Origin of the sequence: Streptococcus infantis, assembly GCF_047465035.1 — a bacterium.
Taxonomy (GTDB): domain Bacteria; phylum Bacillota; class Bacilli; order Lactobacillales; family Streptococcaceae; genus Streptococcus; species Streptococcus infantis_T.
Window position 1 is genome coordinate 55,726 of record NZ_JASHAQ010000005.1, and the last position, 20,479, is coordinate 76,204.

General features: G+C 39.2%; 21 protein-coding genes. 9 read left to right on the forward strand and 12 right to left on the reverse strand.

Going from position 1 to position 20,479, the window contains the following annotated elements; genetic code table 11:
• Positions 1 to 34: 34 nt before the first annotated feature.
• A complete protein-coding gene (locus QM406_RS03395; RefSeq protein ID WP_075231314.1) occupies positions 35 to 1,705 on the reverse strand; it encodes a formate--tetrahydrofolate ligase in 1,671 nt (556 codons plus the stop codon).
• A 232-nt stretch (positions 1,706 to 1,937) separates the two neighbouring features.
• Between QM406_RS03395 and QM406_RS03400 the strand changes: the two genes are divergently transcribed.
• From QM406_RS03400 to QM406_RS03410, 3 genes are read left to right on the forward strand one after another with little or no spacing between them, the layout of a single operon-like run.
• Positions 1,938 to 2,627 (forward strand): phosphopantothenate--cysteine ligase, encoded by a 690-nt coding sequence (locus tag QM406_RS03400; RefSeq protein ID WP_075231313.1) that lies wholly within the window; start codon positions 1,938 to 1,940, stop codon positions 2,625 to 2,627.
• 11 nt (positions 2,628 to 2,638) lie between these two features.
• Positions 2,639 to 3,190 (forward strand): phosphopantothenoylcysteine decarboxylase, encoded by a 552-nt coding sequence (coaC, locus tag QM406_RS03405; RefSeq protein WP_311522323.1) that lies wholly within the window; start codon positions 2,639 to 2,641, stop codon positions 3,188 to 3,190.
• Positions 3,174 to 3,737 (forward strand): ECF transporter S component, encoded by a 564-nt coding sequence (locus QM406_RS03410; RefSeq protein WP_001042711.1) that lies wholly within the window; start codon positions 3,174 to 3,176, stop codon positions 3,735 to 3,737. The genes coaC and QM406_RS03410 overlap by 17 nt, the downstream gene beginning before the upstream one ends.
• A gap of 192 nt (positions 3,738 to 3,929) precedes the next feature.
• On the opposite strand, the gene udk is transcribed toward QM406_RS03410, so the two are convergent.
• The 3 genes from udk to QM406_RS03425 form a co-directional block, all read right to left on the reverse strand.
• Positions 3,930 to 4,568 carry a uridine kinase gene (udk, locus tag QM406_RS03415; RefSeq protein ID WP_007555045.1) on the reverse strand — a complete coding sequence of 213 codons (639 nt, stop codon included), beginning with the start codon at positions 4,566 to 4,568 and terminating at the stop codon, positions 3,930 to 3,932.
• 124 nt (positions 4,569 to 4,692) lie between these two features.
• A complete protein-coding gene (gene ptsP, locus QM406_RS03420) occupies positions 4,693 to 6,426 on the reverse strand; it encodes a phosphoenolpyruvate--protein phosphotransferase (RefSeq protein ID WP_025171271.1) in 1,734 nt (577 codons plus the stop codon).
• A 4-nt stretch (positions 6,427 to 6,430) separates the two neighbouring features.
• Positions 6,431 to 6,694 carry a phosphocarrier protein HPr gene (locus QM406_RS03425; protein ID WP_000146952.1) on the reverse strand — a complete coding sequence of 88 codons (264 nt, stop codon included), beginning with the start codon at positions 6,692 to 6,694 and terminating at the stop codon, positions 6,431 to 6,433.
• Between the two features lie 363 nt (positions 6,695 to 7,057).
• Here QM406_RS03425 and nrdH point away from each other — a divergent pair, with 363 nt between their 5' ends.
• From nrdH to QM406_RS03455, 6 genes are all read left to right on the forward strand, one after another.
• On the forward strand, positions 7,058 to 7,276 hold the full coding sequence (nrdH, locus tag QM406_RS03430; RefSeq protein WP_000259242.1) for a glutaredoxin-like protein NrdH: 219 nt from the start codon (positions 7,058 to 7,060) through the stop codon (positions 7,274 to 7,276).
• A gap of 68 nt (positions 7,277 to 7,344) precedes the next feature.
• Complete coding sequence (gene nrdE, locus QM406_RS03435) at positions 7,345 to 9,504, forward strand: class 1b ribonucleoside-diphosphate reductase subunit alpha (RefSeq protein WP_414273418.1); 2,160 nt, start codon at positions 7,345 to 7,347, stop codon at positions 9,502 to 9,504.
• A 173-nt stretch (positions 9,505 to 9,677) separates the two neighbouring features.
• A complete protein-coding gene (nrdF, locus tag QM406_RS03440; protein WP_049526102.1) occupies positions 9,678 to 10,640 on the forward strand; it encodes a class 1b ribonucleoside-diphosphate reductase subunit beta in 963 nt (320 codons plus the stop codon).
• A gap of 127 nt (positions 10,641 to 10,767) precedes the next feature.
• Positions 10,768 to 11,535, forward strand: coding sequence for a DeoR/GlpR family DNA-binding transcription regulator (locus tag QM406_RS03445; RefSeq protein WP_049526101.1), 768 nt, complete (start codon positions 10,768 to 10,770; stop codon positions 11,533 to 11,535).
• Positions 11,536 to 11,807: 272 nt separating this feature from the next.
• A complete protein-coding gene (locus QM406_RS03450; RefSeq protein ID WP_414273419.1) occupies positions 11,808 to 14,147 on the forward strand; it encodes a Xaa-Pro dipeptidyl-peptidase in 2,340 nt (779 codons plus the stop codon).
• Positions 14,098 to 14,568: an arginine repressor gene (locus QM406_RS03455; RefSeq protein WP_075231622.1), complete on the forward strand. Its 471-nt coding sequence runs from the start codon at positions 14,098 to 14,100 to the stop codon at positions 14,566 to 14,568. Before QM406_RS03450 ends, QM406_RS03455 begins: the two co-directional genes overlap by 50 nt.
• Positions 14,569 to 14,603: 35 nt before the next feature.
• Here QM406_RS03455 and QM406_RS03460 read toward each other — a convergent pair whose 3' ends face one another.
• The 8 genes from QM406_RS03460 to rpoD form a co-directional block, all read right to left on the reverse strand.
• Positions 14,604 to 14,768 (reverse strand): hypothetical protein, encoded by a 165-nt coding sequence (locus QM406_RS03460; RefSeq protein ID WP_371559167.1) that lies wholly within the window; start codon positions 14,766 to 14,768, stop codon positions 14,604 to 14,606.
• A 9-nt stretch (positions 14,769 to 14,777) separates the two neighbouring features.
• Positions 14,778 to 16,088, reverse strand: coding sequence for a GTPase ObgE (gene obgE, locus QM406_RS03465; protein ID WP_045763293.1), 1,311 nt, complete (start codon positions 16,086 to 16,088; stop codon positions 14,778 to 14,780).
• A 75-nt stretch (positions 16,089 to 16,163) separates the two neighbouring features.
• Positions 16,164 to 16,298: a DUF4044 domain-containing protein gene (locus tag QM406_RS03470; protein ID WP_000863850.1), complete on the reverse strand. Its 135-nt coding sequence runs from the start codon at positions 16,296 to 16,298 to the stop codon at positions 16,164 to 16,166.
• A gap of 29 nt (positions 16,299 to 16,327) precedes the next feature.
• Entirely contained in the window at positions 16,328 to 16,519 is a 192-nt protein-coding gene (locus QM406_RS03475) for a PspC domain-containing protein (RefSeq protein WP_414273420.1), read from the reverse strand.
• Positions 16,520 to 16,545: 26 nt separating this feature from the next.
• Positions 16,546 to 17,862: a glycosyltransferase family 4 protein gene (locus tag QM406_RS03480; RefSeq protein WP_414273421.1), complete on the reverse strand. Its 1,317-nt coding sequence runs from the start codon at positions 17,860 to 17,862 to the stop codon at positions 16,546 to 16,548.
• A gap of 8 nt (positions 17,863 to 17,870) precedes the next feature.
• Positions 17,871 to 18,923, reverse strand: coding sequence for a glycosyltransferase family 4 protein (locus QM406_RS03485; RefSeq protein WP_414273422.1), 1,053 nt, complete (start codon positions 18,921 to 18,923; stop codon positions 17,871 to 17,873).
• A gap of 99 nt (positions 18,924 to 19,022) precedes the next feature.
• Positions 19,023 to 19,352, reverse strand: a complete 330-nt coding sequence (locus QM406_RS03490) for a metal-sulfur cluster assembly factor (protein ID WP_000331926.1) — start codon at positions 19,350 to 19,352, stop codon at positions 19,023 to 19,025.
• Positions 19,353 to 19,369: 17 nt separating this feature from the next.
• On the reverse strand, positions 19,370 to 20,479 hold the full coding sequence (gene rpoD / locus QM406_RS03495; protein ID WP_000201894.1) for an RNA polymerase sigma factor RpoD: 1,110 nt from the start codon (positions 20,477 to 20,479) through the stop codon (positions 19,370 to 19,372).

Sequence of the window (20,479 nt, forward strand, 5' to 3'; positions counted from 1 at the left end):
AACTCGATTTTGAGCTTGTCTTTTTGTTGTTTAATTAGAATAATCCAAGAACAGTTCCATCACTTTCAACATCCATGTTGAGAGCTGCTGGTCGTTTTGGAAGTCCTGGCATGGTCATGACATCACCAGTAAGGGCAACGATAAAGCCTGCACCAAGTTTTGGTACCAATTCACGAATGGTAATTTCAAAGTTTTCAGGTGCTCCAAGTGCGTTTGGATTATCTGAGAAACTGTACTGAGTCTTAGCCATACAGATTGGTAGTTTATCCCAACCATTTTGAACGATTTGAGCGATTTGGGTTTTAGCTTTCTTCTCAAAGTTTACTTTGCTTCCGCGATAGATTTCAGTGACAATCTTTTCAATCTTTTCTTGAACAGAAAGGTCGTTGTCATAGAGACGTGTGTAGTTTGCCGGATTTTCAGCGATAGTATTGACAACCGTTTCAGCAAGCGCTACTCCACCTTCAGCTCCATCAGCCCATACGCTAGCTAATTCAACTGGAACATCAATTGAAGCACATAGTTCTTTCAAAGCTGCAATTTCAGCTTCTGTATCAGAAACAAATTCATTGATAGCAACAACCGCTGGAATACCGAATTTACGAATATTTTCAACGTGGCGTTTCAAGTTAGCAAAACCTGCACGAACTGCTTCTACGTTTTCTTCTGTTAGAGCATCCTTAGCTACTCCACCGTTCATCTTAAGAGCACGAAGTGTTGCGACAATGACTACTGCGCTTGGAGCTGTTGGTAGGTTTGGAGTCTTGATATCCAGGAACTTCTCTGCACCAAGGTCTGCACCAAAGCCAGCTTCTGTCACTGTGTAATCTGCTAAACGTAGAGCAGTTTTTGTTGCCAAAACTGAGTTGCAGCCATGGGCGATATTAGCAAATGGGCCACCGTGTACGAATGCAGGTGTACCATAGATTGTTTGAACCAAGTTGGGTTTAATAGCATCTTTCAAAATCAATGCCAAGGCACCCTCAACCTGTAAATCACCAACTGAAACTGGTGTGCGGTCATAACGGTAGCCGATGACGATATTGGCTAAACGACGTTTCAAATCTTCAATATCAGTTGCCAAACAAAGGATAGCCATGATTTCTGAAGCAACAGTGATATCAAATCCATCTTCGCGAGGAATTCCATTAAGAGGACCACCGAGTCCAACAGTTACATGACGAAGAGCACGGTCGTTTAAGTCAACAACACGTTTCCAAAGAATACGACGTTGGTCAATTCCTAGCTCATTTCCTTGGTGCAAGTGATTGTCAATCAAGGCAGAAAGAGCATTGTTGGCAGTTGTGATAGCATGCATATCACCAGTAAAGTGAAGGTTGATATCTTCCATTGGTAGTACTTGAGCATAACCACCACCAGCTGCACCACCTTTAATCCCCATTACAGGACCAAGAGAAGGTTCGCGAATAGCAATCATGGTTTTCTTGCCAATCTTATTCAAAGCATCAGCAAGTCCGATGGTAATGGTTGACTTTCCTTCACCAGCAGGTGTTGGATTGATAGCTGTAACCAGGATCAATTTACCGACTGGATTTGCCTCAACTTCACGAATTTTATCAAAGCTAAGTTTAGCCTTGTACTTTCCATACAACTCCAAATCGTCTGCAGAAATCCCAAATTGATCAACGACCTCAACGATTGGTTTTAGATCAATACTCTGTGCAATTTCAATATCTGTTTTCATAACAAACTCCTCTACCTCAAATGTGTTAATTCATTATAACACAAAACAAGATTTTTAACAGACATAAAGCTTTATAACGTTCGTAAATATAGCGCCCTCAAAGGATTTATTGGCTACTATTTAAATTTTTATATGCCTTTATAAGTTTTAACTATAGTTTAAAGTTAGGATTTCACATAATATTTTATCGCTTTCATTTTACTTACTGCTCATTTTTTTGTACAATAGTTCTATGAAAATTTTAGTTACATCTGGTGGTACAAGCGAAGCCATTGATAGAGTTCGCTCCATTACCAACCACTCTACTGGTAGACTTGGTAAAGTTATAACTGAGACTTTACTGAAGGCTGGGCATCAGGTTTGTCTGATTACTACGCAACAAGCACTAAAACCAGCACCACACTCAAATTTATCCATCATTGAAATCAAAAACACTTCCGATTTACTTCGAAAGATGAAACGGATTGTTCCTGATTATCAAGTTTTGATTCATTCCATGGCAGTCTCTGACTATAGTCCTGTTTACATGACTGGTCTTGACCAAGTCCAAGCAAGCCAAGATTTAAGTGAGTTTTTGCATAAGAAAAATATGGAAACAAAGATCTCCTCTAAGGCTGAGGTGCAAGTCCTATTTCTCAAGAAAAATCCAAAAATTATTGCTCTTGTCAAAGAATGGAACCCCAATATTCATCTCATTGGCTTTAAACTGCTTGTCGATGTTACCAAGGAGCATCTGATTCAAATCGCTAGAGAAAGTCTTGAAAAGAATCAAGCTGACTTGATTGTCGCTAATGACCTCACTCAGATTAATGAAAATCAGCACCTGGCTTATCTAGTAGAAGAAAAAGATTATCAGCTTTCTACTAGCAAGCAAGAAATTGCTGACTTGTTAACCAAGAGAATTCAAGAACTTGATCGTTAGAAAGGAAAATTATGGCTCGTATTACACTCGCTGTTACAGGCTCTATCGCTTCTTACAAGGCTGCTGATTTGGTTAGTAACTTGAAGAAACAGGGGCATTCTGTAACTGTACTTATGACCCAGGCTGCGACTGCCTTTATCCAACCTTTAACCCTTCAAGTCCTATCTCAAAATACGGTACATCTAGATGTTATGCAGGAACCTTATCCTGACAAAGTCAATCATATCGAACTTGGCAAAGAAACAGATTTGTTTATCCTTGCCCCTGCTACTGCTAATACGATTGCAAAACTAGCACACGGTTTCGCAGATAATATGGTAACCTCTACTGCTCTTGCCTTGCCCCACTATGTTCCAAAACTAGTGGCGCCTGCTATGAATACCAAAATGTATGACCATCCAGCAACTCAAACAAACTTAAAAACTTTAGAAACTTATGGTTATACAATTATTGCTCCAAAAGAGTCCCTACTGGCCTGTGGCGATGTAGGACGTGGTGCTCTTGCTGATCTTGATACTATTTTACAACAGATAAAGGAAAAACTTCATGAACAAACGCTCTAATATTGCTCCTATTGCTATCTTTTTTGCCAGCATGATTGTCATTCATTTGCTGAGCTCTATTGTCTTTAATGTCTTGCCATTTCCAATTAAACCAACCATTGTCCATATCCCAGTCATCATTGCTAGTATCATCTACGGACCACGGATTGGGGCTATCTTAGGTTTCTTGATGGGAATGATTAGCTTGACTGTCAATACGATCACTATTCTCCCAACTAGCTACCTCTTCTCTCCATTTGTACCAAACGGTAACATCTACTCCCTAGTTATTGCGATTGTACCACGCATCCTTATTGGTTTAACTCCATACTTTGTCTACAAACTCCTCAAAAACAAGGCAGGGCTTATCTTCGCGGGAGCACTTGGTTCCCTCACAAATACTGTATTTGTACTAGGCGGAATCTTCTTCCTCTTTGGAAATGTTTTTGATGGAAATATCCAAAAACTATTAGCTACTGTTATCTCAACAAATTCTATCGCAGAACTCATAATCTCAGCAATACTTACCCTAGTTATTGTTCCGAGACTTGAAAAAATCAAAAAATAAGAGGTCGGGAAAATCCCGGCCTCGATTTTTATTTGCCCTAAGTAACTGACTTTGTATTTAATTAAGATTACAGACTTCTAAAAGTCCCTTTGACGAGACTATCTAAAAGCATGATTGTAAAGATTCACGGATATGAGAAAAAGGTTCAATCTTGATAAAATCTTTACTTTCCCACAGCCTTTTATCTGCTTATTATTGGGCAAGACGTGCTTCTTCTAAAATCTTTTCAATCTTTGTTGTCAGCAAATCAATAGCTACTGTATTGGTCACTCCTTCTGGAATAACGATATCTGCATAACGCTTTGTTGGCTCGATAAATTGATGATACATGGGTTTCACCACACCAAGGTATTGGTCAATAACGCTATCCAGGCTACGACCACGCTCTTCCATATCACGTTTAATACGGCGAATGATACGGACATCATCATCTGTATCTACGAAAATCTTGATATCCATCAAATCACGAAGTCGTTTGTCCTCCAAAACCAAGATTCCTTCTACGATAAAGACATCCTGAGGTTCTTGACGATAAGTTTTAGAACTTCTGGTATGGGCAGCATAATCATAGGTAGGAATATCAACTGGACGACCTGCCAACAACTCTTTGATTTGCTCAATCATCAAATCAGTATCAAAAGCAAAAGGATGGTCATAGTTGGTCTTAATACGCTCTTCAAAGGTTAGATGAGATTGATCTTTATAGTAGGAATCATGCTCAATCATAGAGATTTTTTCATTTGGAAAATGCGACAAGATTGCTTTAGATACGCTTGTCTTTCCTCCTCCAGATCCACCTGTTACTCCGATAATGATTGGTCTATTTTGCATTGTAGCCTCCTTGTTTTTTCCCTTGTCTATTTTACCATATTTTTGATAAATTTTACAGAAGGAGTTTTCTACAAAATAGAAGAAAAAATCCTCATAGCTAGAAGCTACAAGGATTTGTAATTGATTAATCGAAGTTAACGTATTCTTTAGAAAGTTCAAGAACTTCTTCCATTGTTGAACATTCAGTAAGAGCACGGTTAGCGTATTCTTGCATTTTAGCAGTGTCGAGTTTCTTCATCAAGCTACGTGTACGAAGTACAGATGTTGCTGACATAGAGAACTCATCCAAGCCCATTCCGACAAGAAGTGGAACAGCTGTTTGGTCACCAGCCATTTCACCACACATACCAGCCCATTTACCTTCAGCGTGAGCTGCTTTGATAACGTTATTGATCAAACGAAGGATTGATGGGTTGTATGGTTGGTAAAGGTATGAAACTTGTTCGTTCATACGGTCTGCCGCCATTGTGTATTGGATCAAATCGTTTGTACCAATTGAGAAGAAATCAACTTCTTTTGCAAATTGGTCTGCAAGCATAGCTGCTGCAGGAATTTCGATCATGATACCAACTTGGATGTCATCCGCAACTGCAACACCTTCAGCAAGAAGGTTAGCTTTTTCTTCATCGAAGACTGCTTTAGCTGCACGGAATTCTTTCAAAAGCGCAACCATCGGGAACATGATACGCAATTGACCGTGTACAGAAGCACGAAGAAGAGCACGGATTTGAGTGCGGAACATTGCATCTCCTGTTTCAGAGATAGAGATACGAAGAGCACGGAATCCAAGGAATGGGTTCATTTCATGTGGCATATCGAAGTAAGGAAGTTCCTTGTCACCACCGATATCCATTGTACGGACAACAACTGGTTTACCGTTCATTCCTTCAAGAACAGCCTTGTATGCTTCGTACTGCTCGTCTTCAGTTGGGAAGTCTTGAGAATCCATGTACAAGAACTCTGTACGGTAAAGACCTACAGCTTCTGCACCGTTGTCATTAACACCTTCAACGTCTTTTGGAGTACCAATGTTTGCTGCCAATTCGAAGTGTTTACCGTCAGCAGTAACTGTTTGAGCATCCTTCAAGAGTGCCCACTCAGCTTTTTGTTGAGCGTAAGCTTCACCAGCTGCTTTAAATTCAGCTGCTTGTTCTTCAGTAGGGTTGATAATCACTTCACCTGTAATACCATTAACGGCAAGTAGGTCACCATCTTTAACGATTTCAGTGATATTGTTTGTACCCAAAACTGCAGCGATTTCAAGTGTACGAGCCATGATAGCTGAGTGACTTGTACGACCACCAATGTTTGTTACAAAAGCTTTAACAAAGTTTTTGTCCAATTGAGCTGTATCAGATGGAGTCAAGTCGTGAGCAATCACGATCACTTCTTCATTGATAGAAGCTGGGTTTGGCAATTTTTTACCAAGGAGGTTAGCTAATACACGTTTTGTTACGTCGCGGATATCCGCTGCACGTTCTTGCATGTATGGGTTGTCTTCCATGCCTTCAAAGATTGTGATAAACATGTCTGTAACTTCTTTCAGACCTGCTTCTGCATTCACTTTCTTAGCACGGATAGTTTCTTTGATTTGACCGATCAATTCAGGGTCAGCAAGAACCATCAAGTGAGCGTCAAATACTTGTGCCGCTTCTTCACCAAGCGTACCTACAGCCTTCTCGCGGATAAGAGAAAGCTCGTTTTGAGAAGCTTCAAGAGCAACATCCAAACGAGCCTCTTCTGCATTTGTATCTTCGACTGTAACAGTCTCGAATGATAAATCCGGTTGAACGAGTAGATATGCTTTTGCAACTGCAACACCGTCAGATGCTGCGATTCCTTTAAGCATTTCTGTCATTTCCTTATGCCAATCCTTCTTTTTCCATTGTTTCTGAGATTGCAGCGATAGCGTCATCAGCGTCTGCACCTTCAGCAGTGATTGTAACGTCAGCACCTTGACCAACACCAAGGCTCATTACACCCATGATAGATTTAAGGTTAACTGATTTACCTTTGTACTCAAGAGTAATATCTGAAGCAAATTTGCTAGCTGTTTGTACCAACAATGTTGCTGGACGTGCGTGAATACCTGTTTCTGCCACTACGTGGAAATCTTTAGAAGCCATAGTTTGACTCTCCTTTAATAGTTTTCTTGTTGAGTTACATATCTGATAACCCTTACAATTTAGTATTATATCACCTTCATTGATATTTTTCAAGTATTTTATGGACTTTCTTCAATTTCCTTTCAGATAACTTGCTGAAAATCTTCTATTAAATTTAGCAAAACACAGTATGTAGTTTTTGTCGAGACACCTATAATGAAATCATTGCTTTTTCTGTAATTATTTTTCAATGTTACACTATATATTGTGTTTGTTGGTAAAATCAGTAAAATAAGTACACAAGATTTAGTTTTAGAAAGTTGACAAAGTTTTTTTTTCTGATATACTAAGAAAGTAATAATTTTTTAAAGAGGAGTTACAGAAATGGTAACCGTATATTCTAAAAACAACTGTGTCCAATGTAAAATGACGAAACGTTTTTTAGACAGTAATAATGTTGAATATAAAGAAATCAATCTTGATGAACAACCTGAATACATTGATCAAGTAAAAGAGCTTGGCTTTAGTGCTGCTCCTATTATTCAGACACCAACAGAAGTTTTCTCTGGTTTCCAACCAGGTAAACTTAAACAACTTGCTTAAGTATCAGGACAAAAGCTTCTATGTCTACCTTAGAAGCCTTTCTTTTGTAATTAGATAAAGGATTTTTTATGGGATTAAAACAACTTGAAGATGTGACTTACTTCCGTCTTAATAATGAAATTAACCGTCCTGTTAATGGACAAATTATGCTTCACAAAGACAAGGAAGCTTTAGAAGCCTTCTTTAAAGAAAATGTTGTACCTAACACAATGGTTTTTGACTCAATAACGGATAAAATTAATTTCCTCATTGAGCATAACTACATTGAGACAGCATTTATCAAGAAATACCGTCCAGAATTTTTGGAAGAACTGCATCAATTTATCAAGGATCAAAACTTCCAGTTTAAGTCTTTCATGGCTGCCTATAAATTCTATAATCAGTATGCTCTGAAAACTAATGACGGAGAATACTACCTTGAAAGCATGGAAGACCGTGTCTTCTTTAATGCCCTTTACTTCGCGGATGGTGATGAAGCGATTGCTATTGATATCGCTAATGAAATCATCCACCAACGTTATCAACCTGCTACTCCTTCTTTCTTGAATGCAGGTCGTGCTCGTCGTGGTGAGTTGGTATCTTGCTTCTTGATTCAGGTAACAGATGATATGAACTCTATCGGACGTTCTATCAACTCTGCTCTTCAACTTTCACGTATCGGTGGTGGTGTAGGAATTTCCCTCAGCAACCTTCGTGAAGCTGGAGCTCCTATTAAAGGCTATGAGGGTGCTGCTTCTGGTGTCGTACCAGTTATGAAGCTTTTCGAAGACAGCTTCTCTTACTCTAACCAACTCGGTCAACGTCAAGGTGCTGGGGTTGTTTACCTCAATGTCTTCCACCCAGATATCATCGCCTTCCTTTCAACTAAGAAGGAAAATGCCGATGAAAAAGTTCGTGTCAAGACTCTCTCACTTGGTGTTGTGGTACCAGATAAATTCTACGAATTAGCACGTAAAAATGAAGAAATGTACCTCTTCAGTCCTTACTCTGTAGAGCTTGAATACGGCGTGCCATTTAACTACATCGATATCACTGAAAAATACGATGAACTAGTAGCAAATCCAAATATCCGTAAGACAAAAATCAAGGCACGTGATTTGGAAACTGAAATTTCTAAGTTGCAACAAGAATCTGGCTATCCTTATGTGGTCAACATTGATACAGCTAACCGTGCAAATCCTGTCGATGGTAAGATCATCATGAGTAACTTGTGTTCAGAGATTCTTCAAGTCCAAGAACCAAGTCTTATCAATGATGCTCAGGAATTCCTAAAAATGGGTACTGATATCTCATGTAACCTTGGTTCAACAAACGTGGTCAACATGATGACGTCACCGGACTTTGGTCGCTCTATCCGTGCAATGGTACGTGCCTTGACCTTCGTTACAGATAGTTCACACATCGTCGCTGTTCCTACTATCAACCACGGAAACAGCCAAGCTCATACATTTGGACTTGGAGCTATGGGACTTCACAGCTATCTTGCTCAACAATTGATCGAATACGGATCACCTGAGTCTGTTGAATTCACAAGCATCTACTTCATGCTTATGAACTACTGGACCTTGGTTGAGTCAAACAATATCGCACGTGAACGTGGTGTTACCTTCCACAACTTTGACAAATCAGACTATGCTAACGGAAGCTATTTTGATAAGTATTTGACTGACGAATTTCTTCCGAAATCAGAACATGTTAAAGAACTCTTCAAAGATATCTTTATCCCTACTGCTGTTGACTGGGCTGAACTTCGTGATAAAGTTAAAGCAGATGGGCTTTACCACCAAAACCGCCTTGCTGTAGCGCCAAATGGTTCTATCAGCTACATCAACGATGTTTCTGCTTCTATTCACCCAATTACGCAACGTATCGAAGAACGCCAAGAGAAGAAAATTGGTAAGATCTACTATCCCGCTGCTGGTTTGTCAACAGAAACAATTCCTTACTACACTTCTGCTTATGACATGGATATGCGTAAGGTAATTGATGTTTATGCTGCTGCGACTGAGCACGTGGACCAAGGACTTTCACTCACACTCTTCATGCGTAGTGATATTCCAACAGGCCTTTACGAATGGAAGAAAGAAAACAAACAAACAACACGTGACTTGTCTATCCTTCGTAACTATGCCTTCAACAAAGGTATCAAGTCTATCTACTACGTCCGTACCTTTACCGATGATGGTGGAGAAGTCGGTGCTAACCAATGCGAGAGCTGTGTGATTTAAGTCATCTCTCAAAAGTATTACATTCACTCAATCCATTAAACGTATTTTGCTGATAAAATCATGTAAGAACATAAAAGTCGGGCATCCGACTTTTTGTTCGATTATAGCATAGAATTATGATAAAATAAGAATGATTATGTTATCGCATTACTACACACAGAAAGAGATTTCAAATGAAAACTTACTACAAAGCCATTAACTGGAATGCCATCGAAGATGTCATCGATAAATCAACCTGGGAAAAACTGACTGAGCAGTTCTGGCTCGATACGCGCATCCCTTTGTCAAACGACTTAGATGACTGGAGAAAGCTTTCTAACAAGGAAAAAGACCTTGTCGGTAAAGTTTTTGGAGGTTTGACCCTTCTTGATACCATGCAATCAGAAACTGGTGTCCAGGCTCTTCGTGCTGATATTCGTACACCTCACGAGGAAGCTGTTTTTAACAATATCCAGTTTATGGAATCTGTCCATGCTAAGTCTTACTCTTCTATCTTCTCAACCTTAAATACCAAGTCTGAAATTGAAGAAATTTTTGAATGGACTAATACTAATCCATATCTTCAGAAAAAAGCTGAAATTATCAATGAAATCTACCTAAACGGAACTCCTCTTGAAAAGAAAGTAGCGAGTGTTTTCCTTGAAACCTTCCTTTTCTACTCTGGTTTCTTCACACCACTCTACTATCTTGGAAACAACAAGTTGGCCAACGTGGCAGAAATTATCAAATTGATTATTCGTGACGAGTCTGTACACGGAACCTACATCGGCTACAAGTTCCAGCTTGGTTTCAATGAATTACCAGAAGATGAGCAAGAAAAACTCAAAGAATGGATGTACGACCTTCTCTATACTCTTTATGAGAATGAAGAAGGCTACACAGAGAGCCTCTATGACGAAGTCGGATGGACTGAAGAGGTTAAAACCTTCCTTCGCTACAATGCTAACAAGGCACTCATGAACCTGGGACAAGATCCACTTTTCCCAGACTCAGCAGATGATGTCAACCCAATCGTTATGAACGGGATTTCAACTGGTACATCAAACCACGACTTCTTCTCTCAAGTTGGTAATGGTTATCTACTTGGTGAAGTTGAAGCTATGCAGGATGATGATTATAACTATGGACTAAATTAATACCTAACCTAAAAAACATCAAAGTTTATTTAAAAACTAGATGTTTTTTTTTGTTTATTTTTGTTTTCTTTAAGTTGCTTAGCTGTTTAAAATATGATAAAATAATATTAGATTTGGGGGTGGTTCAATGCTGAAGCAAGAAAAATTAGATACTATTTTAGACATTGTTAATACAAAAGGAACTATCACTGTTAAAGAGATTATGAATCGCCTTGATATTTCCGATATGACAGCTAGACGATATTTACAAGAGTTAGCGGATAAGGATTTGCTGGTTCGAGTTCATGGCGGTGCTGAAAAACTTCGAACAGGTTCCTTATTAAATAATGAGCGTTCTAACGTTGAAAAACAAGGACTACAAACAGCAGAAAAACAAGAAATTGCTCGCTTTGCAGGTCACTTAGTTGAAGAAAGAGAAACTATTTTCATTGGTCCAGGTACCACATTAGAATTCTTTGCGCGTGAACTTCCTATCGATAACATTCGTGTTGTTACCAATAGTTTGCCTGTATTTCTCATTCTAAACGAGCGTAAGCTAACTGATCTCATTCTAATCGGTGGTAATTATCGTTCAATTACAGGAGCTTTTGTCGGAACTCTCACTCTTCAAGATATCGCTAGTTTGCAATTTTCAAAAGCTTTCGTTAGTTGTAATGGTATCAAGGATCATGCTATTGCTACTTTTAGTGAAGATGAAGGTGAAGCACAGAAATTAGCACTAGAAAACGCCAATAAAAAATATCTCCTAGCTGACCATAGCAAATTTGATAAATTTGATTTCTTTACATTTTACAATATCTCAGATATTGACACTATTATCACTGATTCAAAATTAAGTGACCAAACACTCCAATCACTATCTAAACAAACTAAAATTATCAAGTCAAAACCTTAAACTCTACAACTAGTCATAGAATTTAGTAGCTACTACTAATTACATGGCTAGTTTTTTATTTTATATTAAGCGTGCAATCTAAAATATTTCAATTATTTTTCAAATCTATGATTTCTGTATTTTTAATTTAATAGATTCCTCGAATCTGTCTTTTTATATTCCATTTCACGAAGTCATCCTTTTTAGTTTATTATAACAGTTACTTGTATTTTCTATCATTTTCCCTACTTTTTTGATATAATAAATTTAATGATTCTTCAAAGGAGGCATCTATGCGTTTTAATCAATTCAGTTACTATCCTGTAAGCCAGCAAGAAGCTTTACAGGAATTATCCAGCCTTGGATTCAAGCTTGACCAATCAAATTCTGATAAAGAACTGTTTGAAGCTTTTGTTAGAACTTGTTTTTTCAATTACAAAAATACAGATTATCCCCTCTCAACTTTAGCGGTTGATAAAGAAACTGATCTGCTCACTTTCTTCAACTCTGATCGTGAATTAACTGCAGAAATCTTCTACACTATCGTCTTTCAGTTGCTAGGTTTCAGTTATCTTATAGACTTTGAAGATGGTCTAGCTTTTCATAAAGAAACGGCATTCCCTATTGTATACGGAGATTTGATTGACAATCTCTATCAACTCCTTAACACGCGCACTAAAAAGGGAAATACCTTGATCGATCAATTGGTTAGCGATGGTCTTATCCCTGAGGACAATGATTACCACTACTTCAATGGTAAGAGCTTGGCAACCTTCTCTGCAAACAATGCTATTCTGGAAGTTGTTTATGTGGAAAGTCGTATTGATTCTGATAATGATGGACTGCCAGATCTTATCAAGGTAAACATTATTCGTCCATCTTACCACGGCAAAATTCCAGCTGTTATGACGGCAAGTCCTTACCATCAAGGAACCAATGATAAAGCAAGCGATAAAGCTCTTTACAAAATGGAAGTTGAGCTAGAAGTCAAGGAACCGCATGAAATTTCTCTAGAAAAACCAACATTAGACTTGGTTGAACCAGTTGGCCAAGCAGAACTCGTTCCAGAAGCTGAAGAAAAACTGACTCATATCAATAGCAGCTACACACTTAACGACTACTTCCTTCCAAGAGGATTTGCAAATATCTACGTATCTGGTCTTGGAACCAAGGATTCTCAAGGTCAAATGACCAACGGAGATTACCGACAAGTTGAAGCCTATAAAAATGTCATTGATTGGCTCAATGGTCGTTGTCGTGCCTTCACAGACCACAGTCGTAAACGTCAGGTCAAGGCTGATTGGTCAAATGGAAAAGTTGCAACTACTGGTATTTCTTATCTAGGAACAATGTCTAATGGTCTTGCCACTACAGGAGTTGATGGTTTAGAAGTCATTATTGCTGAAGCCGGTATTTCTTCTTGGTACAACTATTACCGTGAAAATGGTCTGGTAACAAGCCCTGGTGGCTATCCAGGGGAGGACTTCGATTCATTAGATGAATTAACTTATTCTCGTAATCTCTTAGCTGGTGACTATATTCGTGGAAATGACGCTCATAAAGCTTCCATAGAAGAACTCAAGAAAAATCTAGACCGTAAAACTGGGGATTATAACCAATTCTGGCATGACAGAAACTACCTACTTAATGCCCACAAGGTCAAAGCTGAGGTTGTTTTTACACACGGTTCACAAGACTGGAATGTAAAACCACTTCATGTCTATCAAATGTTCAATGCTCTTCCAAGCAATATTAAGAAACATCTCTTTTATCATAACGGTGCCCATGTTTATATGAACAACTGGCAGTCTATTGATTTCCGTGAATCCATGAATGCCCTGTTGACTCAAAAATTATTGGGGCATGAAACTGATTACCGACTTCCAAGAGTCGTTTGGCAAGACAATACTGCTCCTCAAACCTGGATGACTCTTGAAGATTTTGGAAATCAAACTGACCACAAAACTTTCACATTAGGTACTGAAGAAGCTGTCATTCAAAACCACTATCAAGACTCAGACTTTGAACGATTTGGAAAAACTTACCAAACCTTTAACAATGAACTCTATCAAGGTAAGGTGAATCAGGTTACTATTGACCTACCACTGACAGAAGAACTTCATCTCAATGGGCGTGTTAAACTAAACCTCCGTCTCAAATCAAGTACAAACAAAGGCTTACTATCTGCCCAACTTCTCGAACTTGGTCAAAAGAAATACCTACAACCGTATCCAGGAGTCTTGTCTGCTCGTACGATTGATAATGGTCGTTACCACATGCTGGAAAATCTTTGCGAGCTACCGTTTAGCCCAAATGCACAGCGCGTTATCACCAAAGGCTATCTCAATCTTCAAAATCGTCATGATTTACTGAAAATTGAGGAAGTTAAGCCTGATGAATGGATGGAATTTCAATTTGAACTCCAACCAACTATTTACAAACTAAAAGAAGGCGATACAGTACGTCTCGTTCTTTACACAACAGACTTTGAGATTACTGTACGTGACAATACAGACTATCACTTGACTGTCGACCTTGAACAGTCCAATCTTGAGATACCTTTTCAAAGGGAGGTAACTGTAGATGAACAAAGCCGAGCAAAGACACCAGCTCATCCGAGCCTTAATCACTAAACAAAAAATTCATACCCAAACTGAATTACAAGAACTACTGATTGAAAACGGAGTACAGGTCACACAAGCAACACTTTCAAGAGACATTAACCTGATGAATCTTTCTAAGATTCGTGAAGGTGAACACTCCTATTATTCAATCAACACTGACTCTACATCCAAGTGGGAAAAACGGCTAGAAGTCTATATGGAGGAAGCACTCTACATGATGCAACCCGTCCAACACCAGGTTGTTATCAAAACCTATCCAGGTTTGGCACAATCCTTCGGATCTATCTTGGACGCCCTAAACTTCCCTGAAATAGTGGCTACTATCTGTGGAAATGATGTCTGTTTGGTTATCTGCGAGGATAAGGAACAAGCTCAATCTTGCTTTGAACGCCTCAAACAATTTGCACCACCTCTATTTTTTGATCGGTAACAAAAACCCGTGATGGCTATCATCACGGGTTAATTTTATGATTTGCTACTGTCTGCTTGCTTTTTAGTTCTTGCTAGTCTCAAAGCACGATTTGGATTGAGGCGATTAAAGAGTTCTTCTAACTTTTTCTCATTCCAGACGTCTGCTGCAGAAACAAAATTTCCATCAGCATCTCGGAAAGATATCGGTTTATCTCCCATAGCTATCTCCTAGTCTACAAACTCAAACTCAAACTTACCGATACGAACCAAATCTCCATCCTTGGCGCCACGAGCACGGAGAGCTTCATCAACTCCCATACCACGCAACTGACGAGCAAACTTCATGACAGACTCATCACGATCAAAGTTAGTCATGTTAAAGAGTTTGATGAGTTTTTCACCTGAAAGTACCCAAGTTGCATCGTCATCACGACTAATTTCAAATGGTTTTTCTTCTTCGTCAAAGCCATAATAAACTTCTTCTTCCATTTCTGACTCATCATAAAGAAGGAATTCTGGAGTCTTATCAAGGAGCTCTGCTGTTGCATCTAGTAAAGGTGCTAAACCTTGTTTAGTCAAACCTGATATTGGGAAGATTGCTGGTAATTCCTCGAACTCATCAAAGTTAGTTGCCAATTTTTTCTTGAATTCTTCAAGGTTTTCCTGACTTTCTGGCATATCCATCTTATTAGCAACAATGATTTGGGGACGCTCCATTAGACGAAGGTTGTAAGATTCCAACTCTTTGTTAATAGCTAGATAATCTTCGTAAGGATCGCGACCTTCACTGGCTGACATATCGATGATGTGAAGGATAACGCGAGTACGCTCAATATGGCGAAGGAATTGAGTTCCCAAGCCCACACCTTGACTTGCTCCTTCAATCAAACCAGGAAGGTCTGCCACTGCAAAGGACTCACCTGATTGGGTACGGACCATACCAAGATTTGGAACGATTGTTGTAAAGTGATAGGCACCAATTTTAGGTTTTGCAGAGGTAATTACGCTGAGCAAAGTTGATTTTCCAACTGAAGGGAATCCAACCAAACCAACATCAGCAAGAATTTTAAGTTCTAACTGTAATTCGCGCTCCTGACCAGGTTCTCCATTCTCAGAGATCTCTGGCGCAGGATTTTTGGGTGTCGCAAAACGGATATTTCCACGGCCACCTCGACCACCGTGAGCAACGATAAACTCTTGGCCGTGCTCAATCAAGTCAGTGATAACTTTTCCAGTTTCTGCATCACGTACAGTTGTACCTTGAGGCACTCGAACAATCAAGTCCTCTGCTCCTCTACCATGCATTCCTTTGGTCATCCCTTTTTCACCCGATTGGGCTTTGAAATGACGATTGTAACGGAAGTCCATCAGGGTACGTAAACCTTCATCTACAACAAAGACAACGTTACCACCACGACCTCCATCACCCCCCCAGGGTCCACCGTTAGGGACGTATTTTTCACGGCGAAAGGCAACCATCCCATCGCCACCATTTCCAGCCTTGACCTTGATCTTGGCTGTATCTAAAAACATACTCATATTCTTTTCTCACTCTAAAAAGGGCTGGGAAATCCCAGTCACCAACTATTACTACTTGCTAGAAAAACTAGCATTTTAAAATCTGCTAAATACACCGATGGCTGTAGCAAAGATACCTGCTAGGGTTACAAATAACATAATCAAAACGACAAACATTGTTAGTTTTTCAAAGAAAGTTTTTTTACGTTTCCCATTATCACCAAATGCCATTTTTTCTCCTTTACTATAATACTCTAATCTTAAAATTCATCTGATACAGGAGCGATTGCCCACAAAATCAAGTAAGCAATAAGTCCAGCACCATAACAGAAAGCTAGAACTCCCCAAATCACACGTACAATTGTAGGGTCAATATCAAAATAATGAGCTAAACCAGCGCATACACCACCGATTTTTTGATCTCTACCACTTCTCATAAATTTCTTTTTCATTTTTTTATTTCCTTTCTTTGATTCGATTAATCGTTCAAATATTTTCTTAAATGACTCAACTGTTTTCTAGAAGCTTTCAACATACGTCTTGAACCCTTGACCGGCATAGACACTGCTTGTTGTGGTATATAAAATACTGTCTTTAAAATGCGTTTCGTAACAGGTTCATCTGCAGTCAATTCTTTTTCAAAATTATTTGAAATAATAACATCTAGATAGAATTCATGCACTCTCTTAGCAAAATTCTCAGCTGAAATTTCATACAATTTTTCAGCCAAAAGTTTCTCATCCATCTTTGGAGTTGCAATTAAAGCTTCTAAAATAGCCCCTGCTAGATCTCTCTCTTCATAATAAAGCGTTCCAAACATTTTATGATTGATGAGGTTATCAAGATAGGGATTTCCATGAGCTATTACCGGAGTCTTACTTGCAAGACTTTCAAGATAGGTCAAGCCTTGCGTCTCACTAGTTGAAGCTGAGATAAAGAAGTCAGCCGCCTTATAATAGAGCGCTGTCTCACTCGGGGCAACCATACCAGTAAAGATAACAGAATTTTGAATCTTTAAATCTGATGCTTGCTCCTTGAGATTTTCCAGATAAGGACCATCTCCAGCTACGACTAATTTAACATTTTGCTCTTCTTTTAGAACATCTGGAAATGCTGCCAGAACAGCTTGAATGTTCTTCTCGTAAGAAACACGTGAAAGGCTAAGAAGCATCTTTTCATCTTTCTTAATGCCTAATTTATCACGTAAGTCTACGATATGTTCTGGTCCAATCTCAGGTCGTTCAAACTTGGCTAGCTCAATCCCTGTAGGAATAACTCGTTTTTCTACTTTAACCTTATAATCTGATAGAAGGTCTCGCACAATTTCACTTGGACAAATCACTCCATCAACATCATGAAGGAAGCCTCTCACAAGATACTTAACCATACCTGGACGAATCAACATCCCCTTAGCGATATAGTGGACATAATCTTCGTACTGGGTATGATAGGTATGAATAACAGGGATTTTCAACTCACGCGCTATCCAAATCCCTAATAAACCAAGAGAAAATTCAGTCTGCGTATGAATAATATCCAGCTTGTATTGCTTGGCAATCTCAAGAGCTTTTGTAAATCCACGATAGGCGAAACGTCGATCCTTAAAGGCAAAGAAAGGAACACTAGGGATACGGATAATCTGCCAGTCTTCATAACGATTGACATCCTTATCGGTTGTCGTGAAGATAAAGACGGCATGGCCTTGCTTTTCAAGTTCTGTTTTTAAGGTTCGAATACTGGTCGCAACACCCGAGACCTGCGGGAAATAAGTATCTGTAAATAATCCAATTCGCATATACTACCTCATTTTTTTCCTAAAGCTGCTTGCTCCCGATAGAATTTTAGCCAGATTTCAAGAAGATGCTCTTCTGAATATTCTCTTGAAATGGCCTTAGCCTTTTCTTTTAATTCTTTTAGTGCTTCTGGATACTCTTGATATTCCAAGATAGCCGCTTTCATCTCTTCTACATCACTTGTTGGTCTGTAATTTCCTTCAAGAATGACCTTGTAAAGATCTAGATCACGAAGCATAATGGGTGCTTCACAACTTGCAGCCTCTAAAATAGTCATTGGAAAGAGCTCGTTATAACTTGGAAGCAAGAAAAGATCAGCCAAGGCATAGAATTCTCTCATCCTTTCTGGGTCAACAATCCCTGGGAAAATTAAATTTTCAGGAGGATTATCCATAATCTTTTTATAGCGCTCATAACCGTCGGTTATTCCCCCAAAAGAGAAGCCACCAGCCCAAATAAAAGTGATATCAGGTAATTCCTCAGCTAGAGTGATAAAGTCATCTATTCCTTTACGCTTCTGAACCTGACCTGCACCAACGACTACAAACTGATTCTCATCAATTCCCATATCTTTACGAAGTTGTTCGACTTGCTCTATAGGAAGTGGATGCCATTTTTCTTTGTTGACAAAGTTAGGAATATAGGTCACTTTTTCACGTGGAATTCCAGCAGCAACCAAATCCTCAATGAAGCTAGGATTGACAACAACCAGATGCTCCATACGGTCATAAAAAGAAAATACATAGCGTTTGACAATCCCCTTTAAGAAGAATGGAATCTTCAAACTACCTTCCAAGGTATCTGGTAAGAAGTGAACATAGCCAATCTTACGTCCAGAACGTTTTTTCTGAAAGGTCGAGAGATAATAAGGAAAATCAATCGTATGAAAATGAGTAACATCCGCTTCGATTGGGAGATTTTCTGTTACGATCAGTTGGTCTTTCGCATCTCGTTTTAAAAGCTGTACCAGTTCACGGTAAGCCCCAGACACACCTTGGCCAGCTACCTTTTCACTTGAACTTAGCATATTGATGCGTAATTTCTCTTTTTCCATAGTAACCATTATACCATTTTCTTCAAATAAAATCAGCAAATAAAAAGAGAGATAGCATAAAAGCTGGGAATTCCTGGCGTCTACACTATTTCTCTTTTCATAATATACTTACTTGATACCTAAAGCGATACGAGCGTAACGACTCATTTTTTCAACTGTCCAAGCTGGATACCAAACTAATTTGACTTCAACGTTAGTAACTTCTGGAACATCTGTCATAGCATCATAGATTTGGTCAGTTAAAAGATCTGCCAAGGGACAACCCATGGTTGTCAAGGTCATATCAATTTCAGTCTCACCTGTATCGCCATCAAAACGAATCTCGTAGATCAAGCCTAGATTGACAATATCAATCCCCAATTCAGGGTCAATCACTTCTTCTAGGGCTGTCAAAATACGTGTTTTGATATTTTCAATTTGCTCTTCTGTATAAGCCATCTTCACTCTCCCTCAACTTAATCTTCAATGAAATCACGAAGTGGTTTGCTTCGACTTGGCTGGCGAAGTTTTCTCAAAGCTTTTGCCTCAATCTGACGGATACGCTCACGAGTCACGTTGAAGACTTTACCAACATCTTCCAAGGTACGCATTTTCCCATCATCAAGACCAAAACGGAGACGCAAGACATTTTCTTCACGATCTGTAAGAGTATCCAAGACTTCATCCAACTGCTCACGCAAAACGATACGAGTTGTGTAGTCAACTGGATTTTCAATCACTTCATCTTCGATAAAGTCACCAAGATGGCTATCGTCCTCTTCACCGATTGGTGTTTCAAGAGAAACCGGCTCTTGGGCAATCTTGAGGATTTCACGAACCTTGTCAGGTGTCATATCCATGCGTTCAGCGATTTGTTCAGGAGTTGGATCTTGTCCCAACTCTTGAAGAAGATTACGTTGTTCACGAACAAGCTTGTTAATGGTTTCCACCATGTGTACTGGAATACGGATGGTACGAGCTTGGTCAGCAATTGCACGAGTAATGGCCTGACGAATCCACCAAGTCGCATAAGTTGAGAATTTGAACCCTTTAGAGTAGTCAAATTTATCAACGGCCTTCATCAAGCCCATGTTTCCTTCTTGGATCAAGTCAAGGAACTGCATTCCACGTCCAACATAACGTTTAGCGATAGATACTACCAAACGAAGGTTCGCTTCTGCAAGGCGTTGTTTAGCTTCGATATCACCCGCTTCAACAGCAAGGGCCAACTCTTTTTCCTCTTCATTTGTAAGCAGAGGAACAACCCCGATTTCCTTCAAGTACATACGGACAGGGTCATTGACCTTAGCAGAGGTTGAACCGATCAAATCTTCATCCGTCAACTCTGGTTCTTCCTCAGTGCTTAAAACACGCGCACTTGGATTTCCTTCGTTGTCCGTAATTGAGATACCAGCATCTTGAATACGTTGCAAAAGATTCTCAATACCTTCCACGTCTAAAGTGAAGGGAATTACTAGGGCGTTATTGATTTCGTCATCTGTTGCTGTACCAGTTTTTTTATGATTGCGAATAAATTCCGCTACTTGGACGTCAAAGGTTGTTACTTCTTTTTGTTTTGTTGCCAT

Coding starts and splice junctions, on each gene's coding strand:
- QM406_RS03445 (WP_049526101.1), top strand. CDS start 10,768: ATGCTGAAGCAAGAAAAATTAGATACTATTTTAGACATTGTTAATACA.
- QM406_RS03460 (WP_371559167.1), bottom strand. CDS start 14,768: ATGGGAGATAAACCGATATCTTTCCGAGATGCTGATGGAAATTTTGTT.
- QM406_RS03475 (WP_414273420.1), bottom strand. CDS start 16,519: ATGAAAAAGAAATTTATGAGAAGTGGTAGAGATCAAAAAATCGGTGGT.
- QM406_RS03450 (WP_414273419.1), top strand. CDS start 11,808: ATGCGTTTTAATCAATTCAGTTACTATCCTGTAAGCCAGCAAGAAGCT.
- nrdH (WP_000259242.1), top strand. CDS start 7,058: ATGGTAACCGTATATTCTAAAAACAACTGTGTCCAATGTAAAATGACG.
- QM406_RS03490 (WP_000331926.1), bottom strand. CDS start 19,352: ATGGCTTATACAGAAGAGCAAATTGAAAATATCAAAACACGTATTTTG.
- coaC (WP_311522323.1), top strand. CDS start 2,639: ATGGCTCGTATTACACTCGCTGTTACAGGCTCTATCGCTTCTTACAAG.
- QM406_RS03395 (WP_075231314.1), bottom strand. CDS start 1,705: ATGAAAACAGATATTGAAATTGCACAGAGTATTGATCTAAAACCAATC.
- obgE (WP_045763293.1), bottom strand. CDS start 16,088: ATGAGTATGTTTTTAGATACAGCCAAGATCAAGGTCAAGGCTGGAAAT.
- udk (WP_007555045.1), bottom strand. CDS start 4,568: ATGCAAAATAGACCAATCATTATCGGAGTAACAGGTGGATCTGGAGGA.
- ptsP (WP_025171271.1), bottom strand. CDS start 6,426: ATGACAGAAATGCTTAAAGGAATCGCAGCATCTGACGGTGTTGCAGTT.
- QM406_RS03400 (WP_075231313.1), top strand. CDS start 1,938: ATGAAAATTTTAGTTACATCTGGTGGTACAAGCGAAGCCATTGATAGA.
- QM406_RS03485 (WP_414273422.1), bottom strand. CDS start 18,923: ATGGTTACTATGGAAAAAGAGAAATTACGCATCAATATGCTAAGTTCA.
- QM406_RS03410 (WP_001042711.1), top strand. CDS start 3,174: ATGAACAAACGCTCTAATATTGCTCCTATTGCTATCTTTTTTGCCAGC.
- nrdE (WP_414273418.1), top strand. CDS start 7,345: ATGGGATTAAAACAACTTGAAGATGTGACTTACTTCCGTCTTAATAAT.
- QM406_RS03455 (WP_075231622.1), top strand. CDS start 14,098: ATGAACAAAGCCGAGCAAAGACACCAGCTCATCCGAGCCTTAATCACT.
- QM406_RS03480 (WP_414273421.1), bottom strand. CDS start 17,862: ATGCGAATTGGATTATTTACAGATACTTATTTCCCGCAGGTCTCGGGT.
- QM406_RS03425 (WP_000146952.1), bottom strand. CDS start 6,694: ATGGCTTCTAAAGATTTCCACGTAGTGGCAGAAACAGGTATTCACGCA.
- rpoD (WP_000201894.1), bottom strand. CDS start 20,479: ATGGCAACAAAACAAAAAGAAGTAACAACCTTTGACGTCCAAGTAGCG.
- QM406_RS03470 (WP_000863850.1), bottom strand. CDS start 16,298: ATGGCATTTGGTGATAATGGGAAACGTAAAAAAACTTTCTTTGAAAAA.
- nrdF (WP_049526102.1), top strand. CDS start 9,678: ATGAAAACTTACTACAAAGCCATTAACTGGAATGCCATCGAAGATGTC.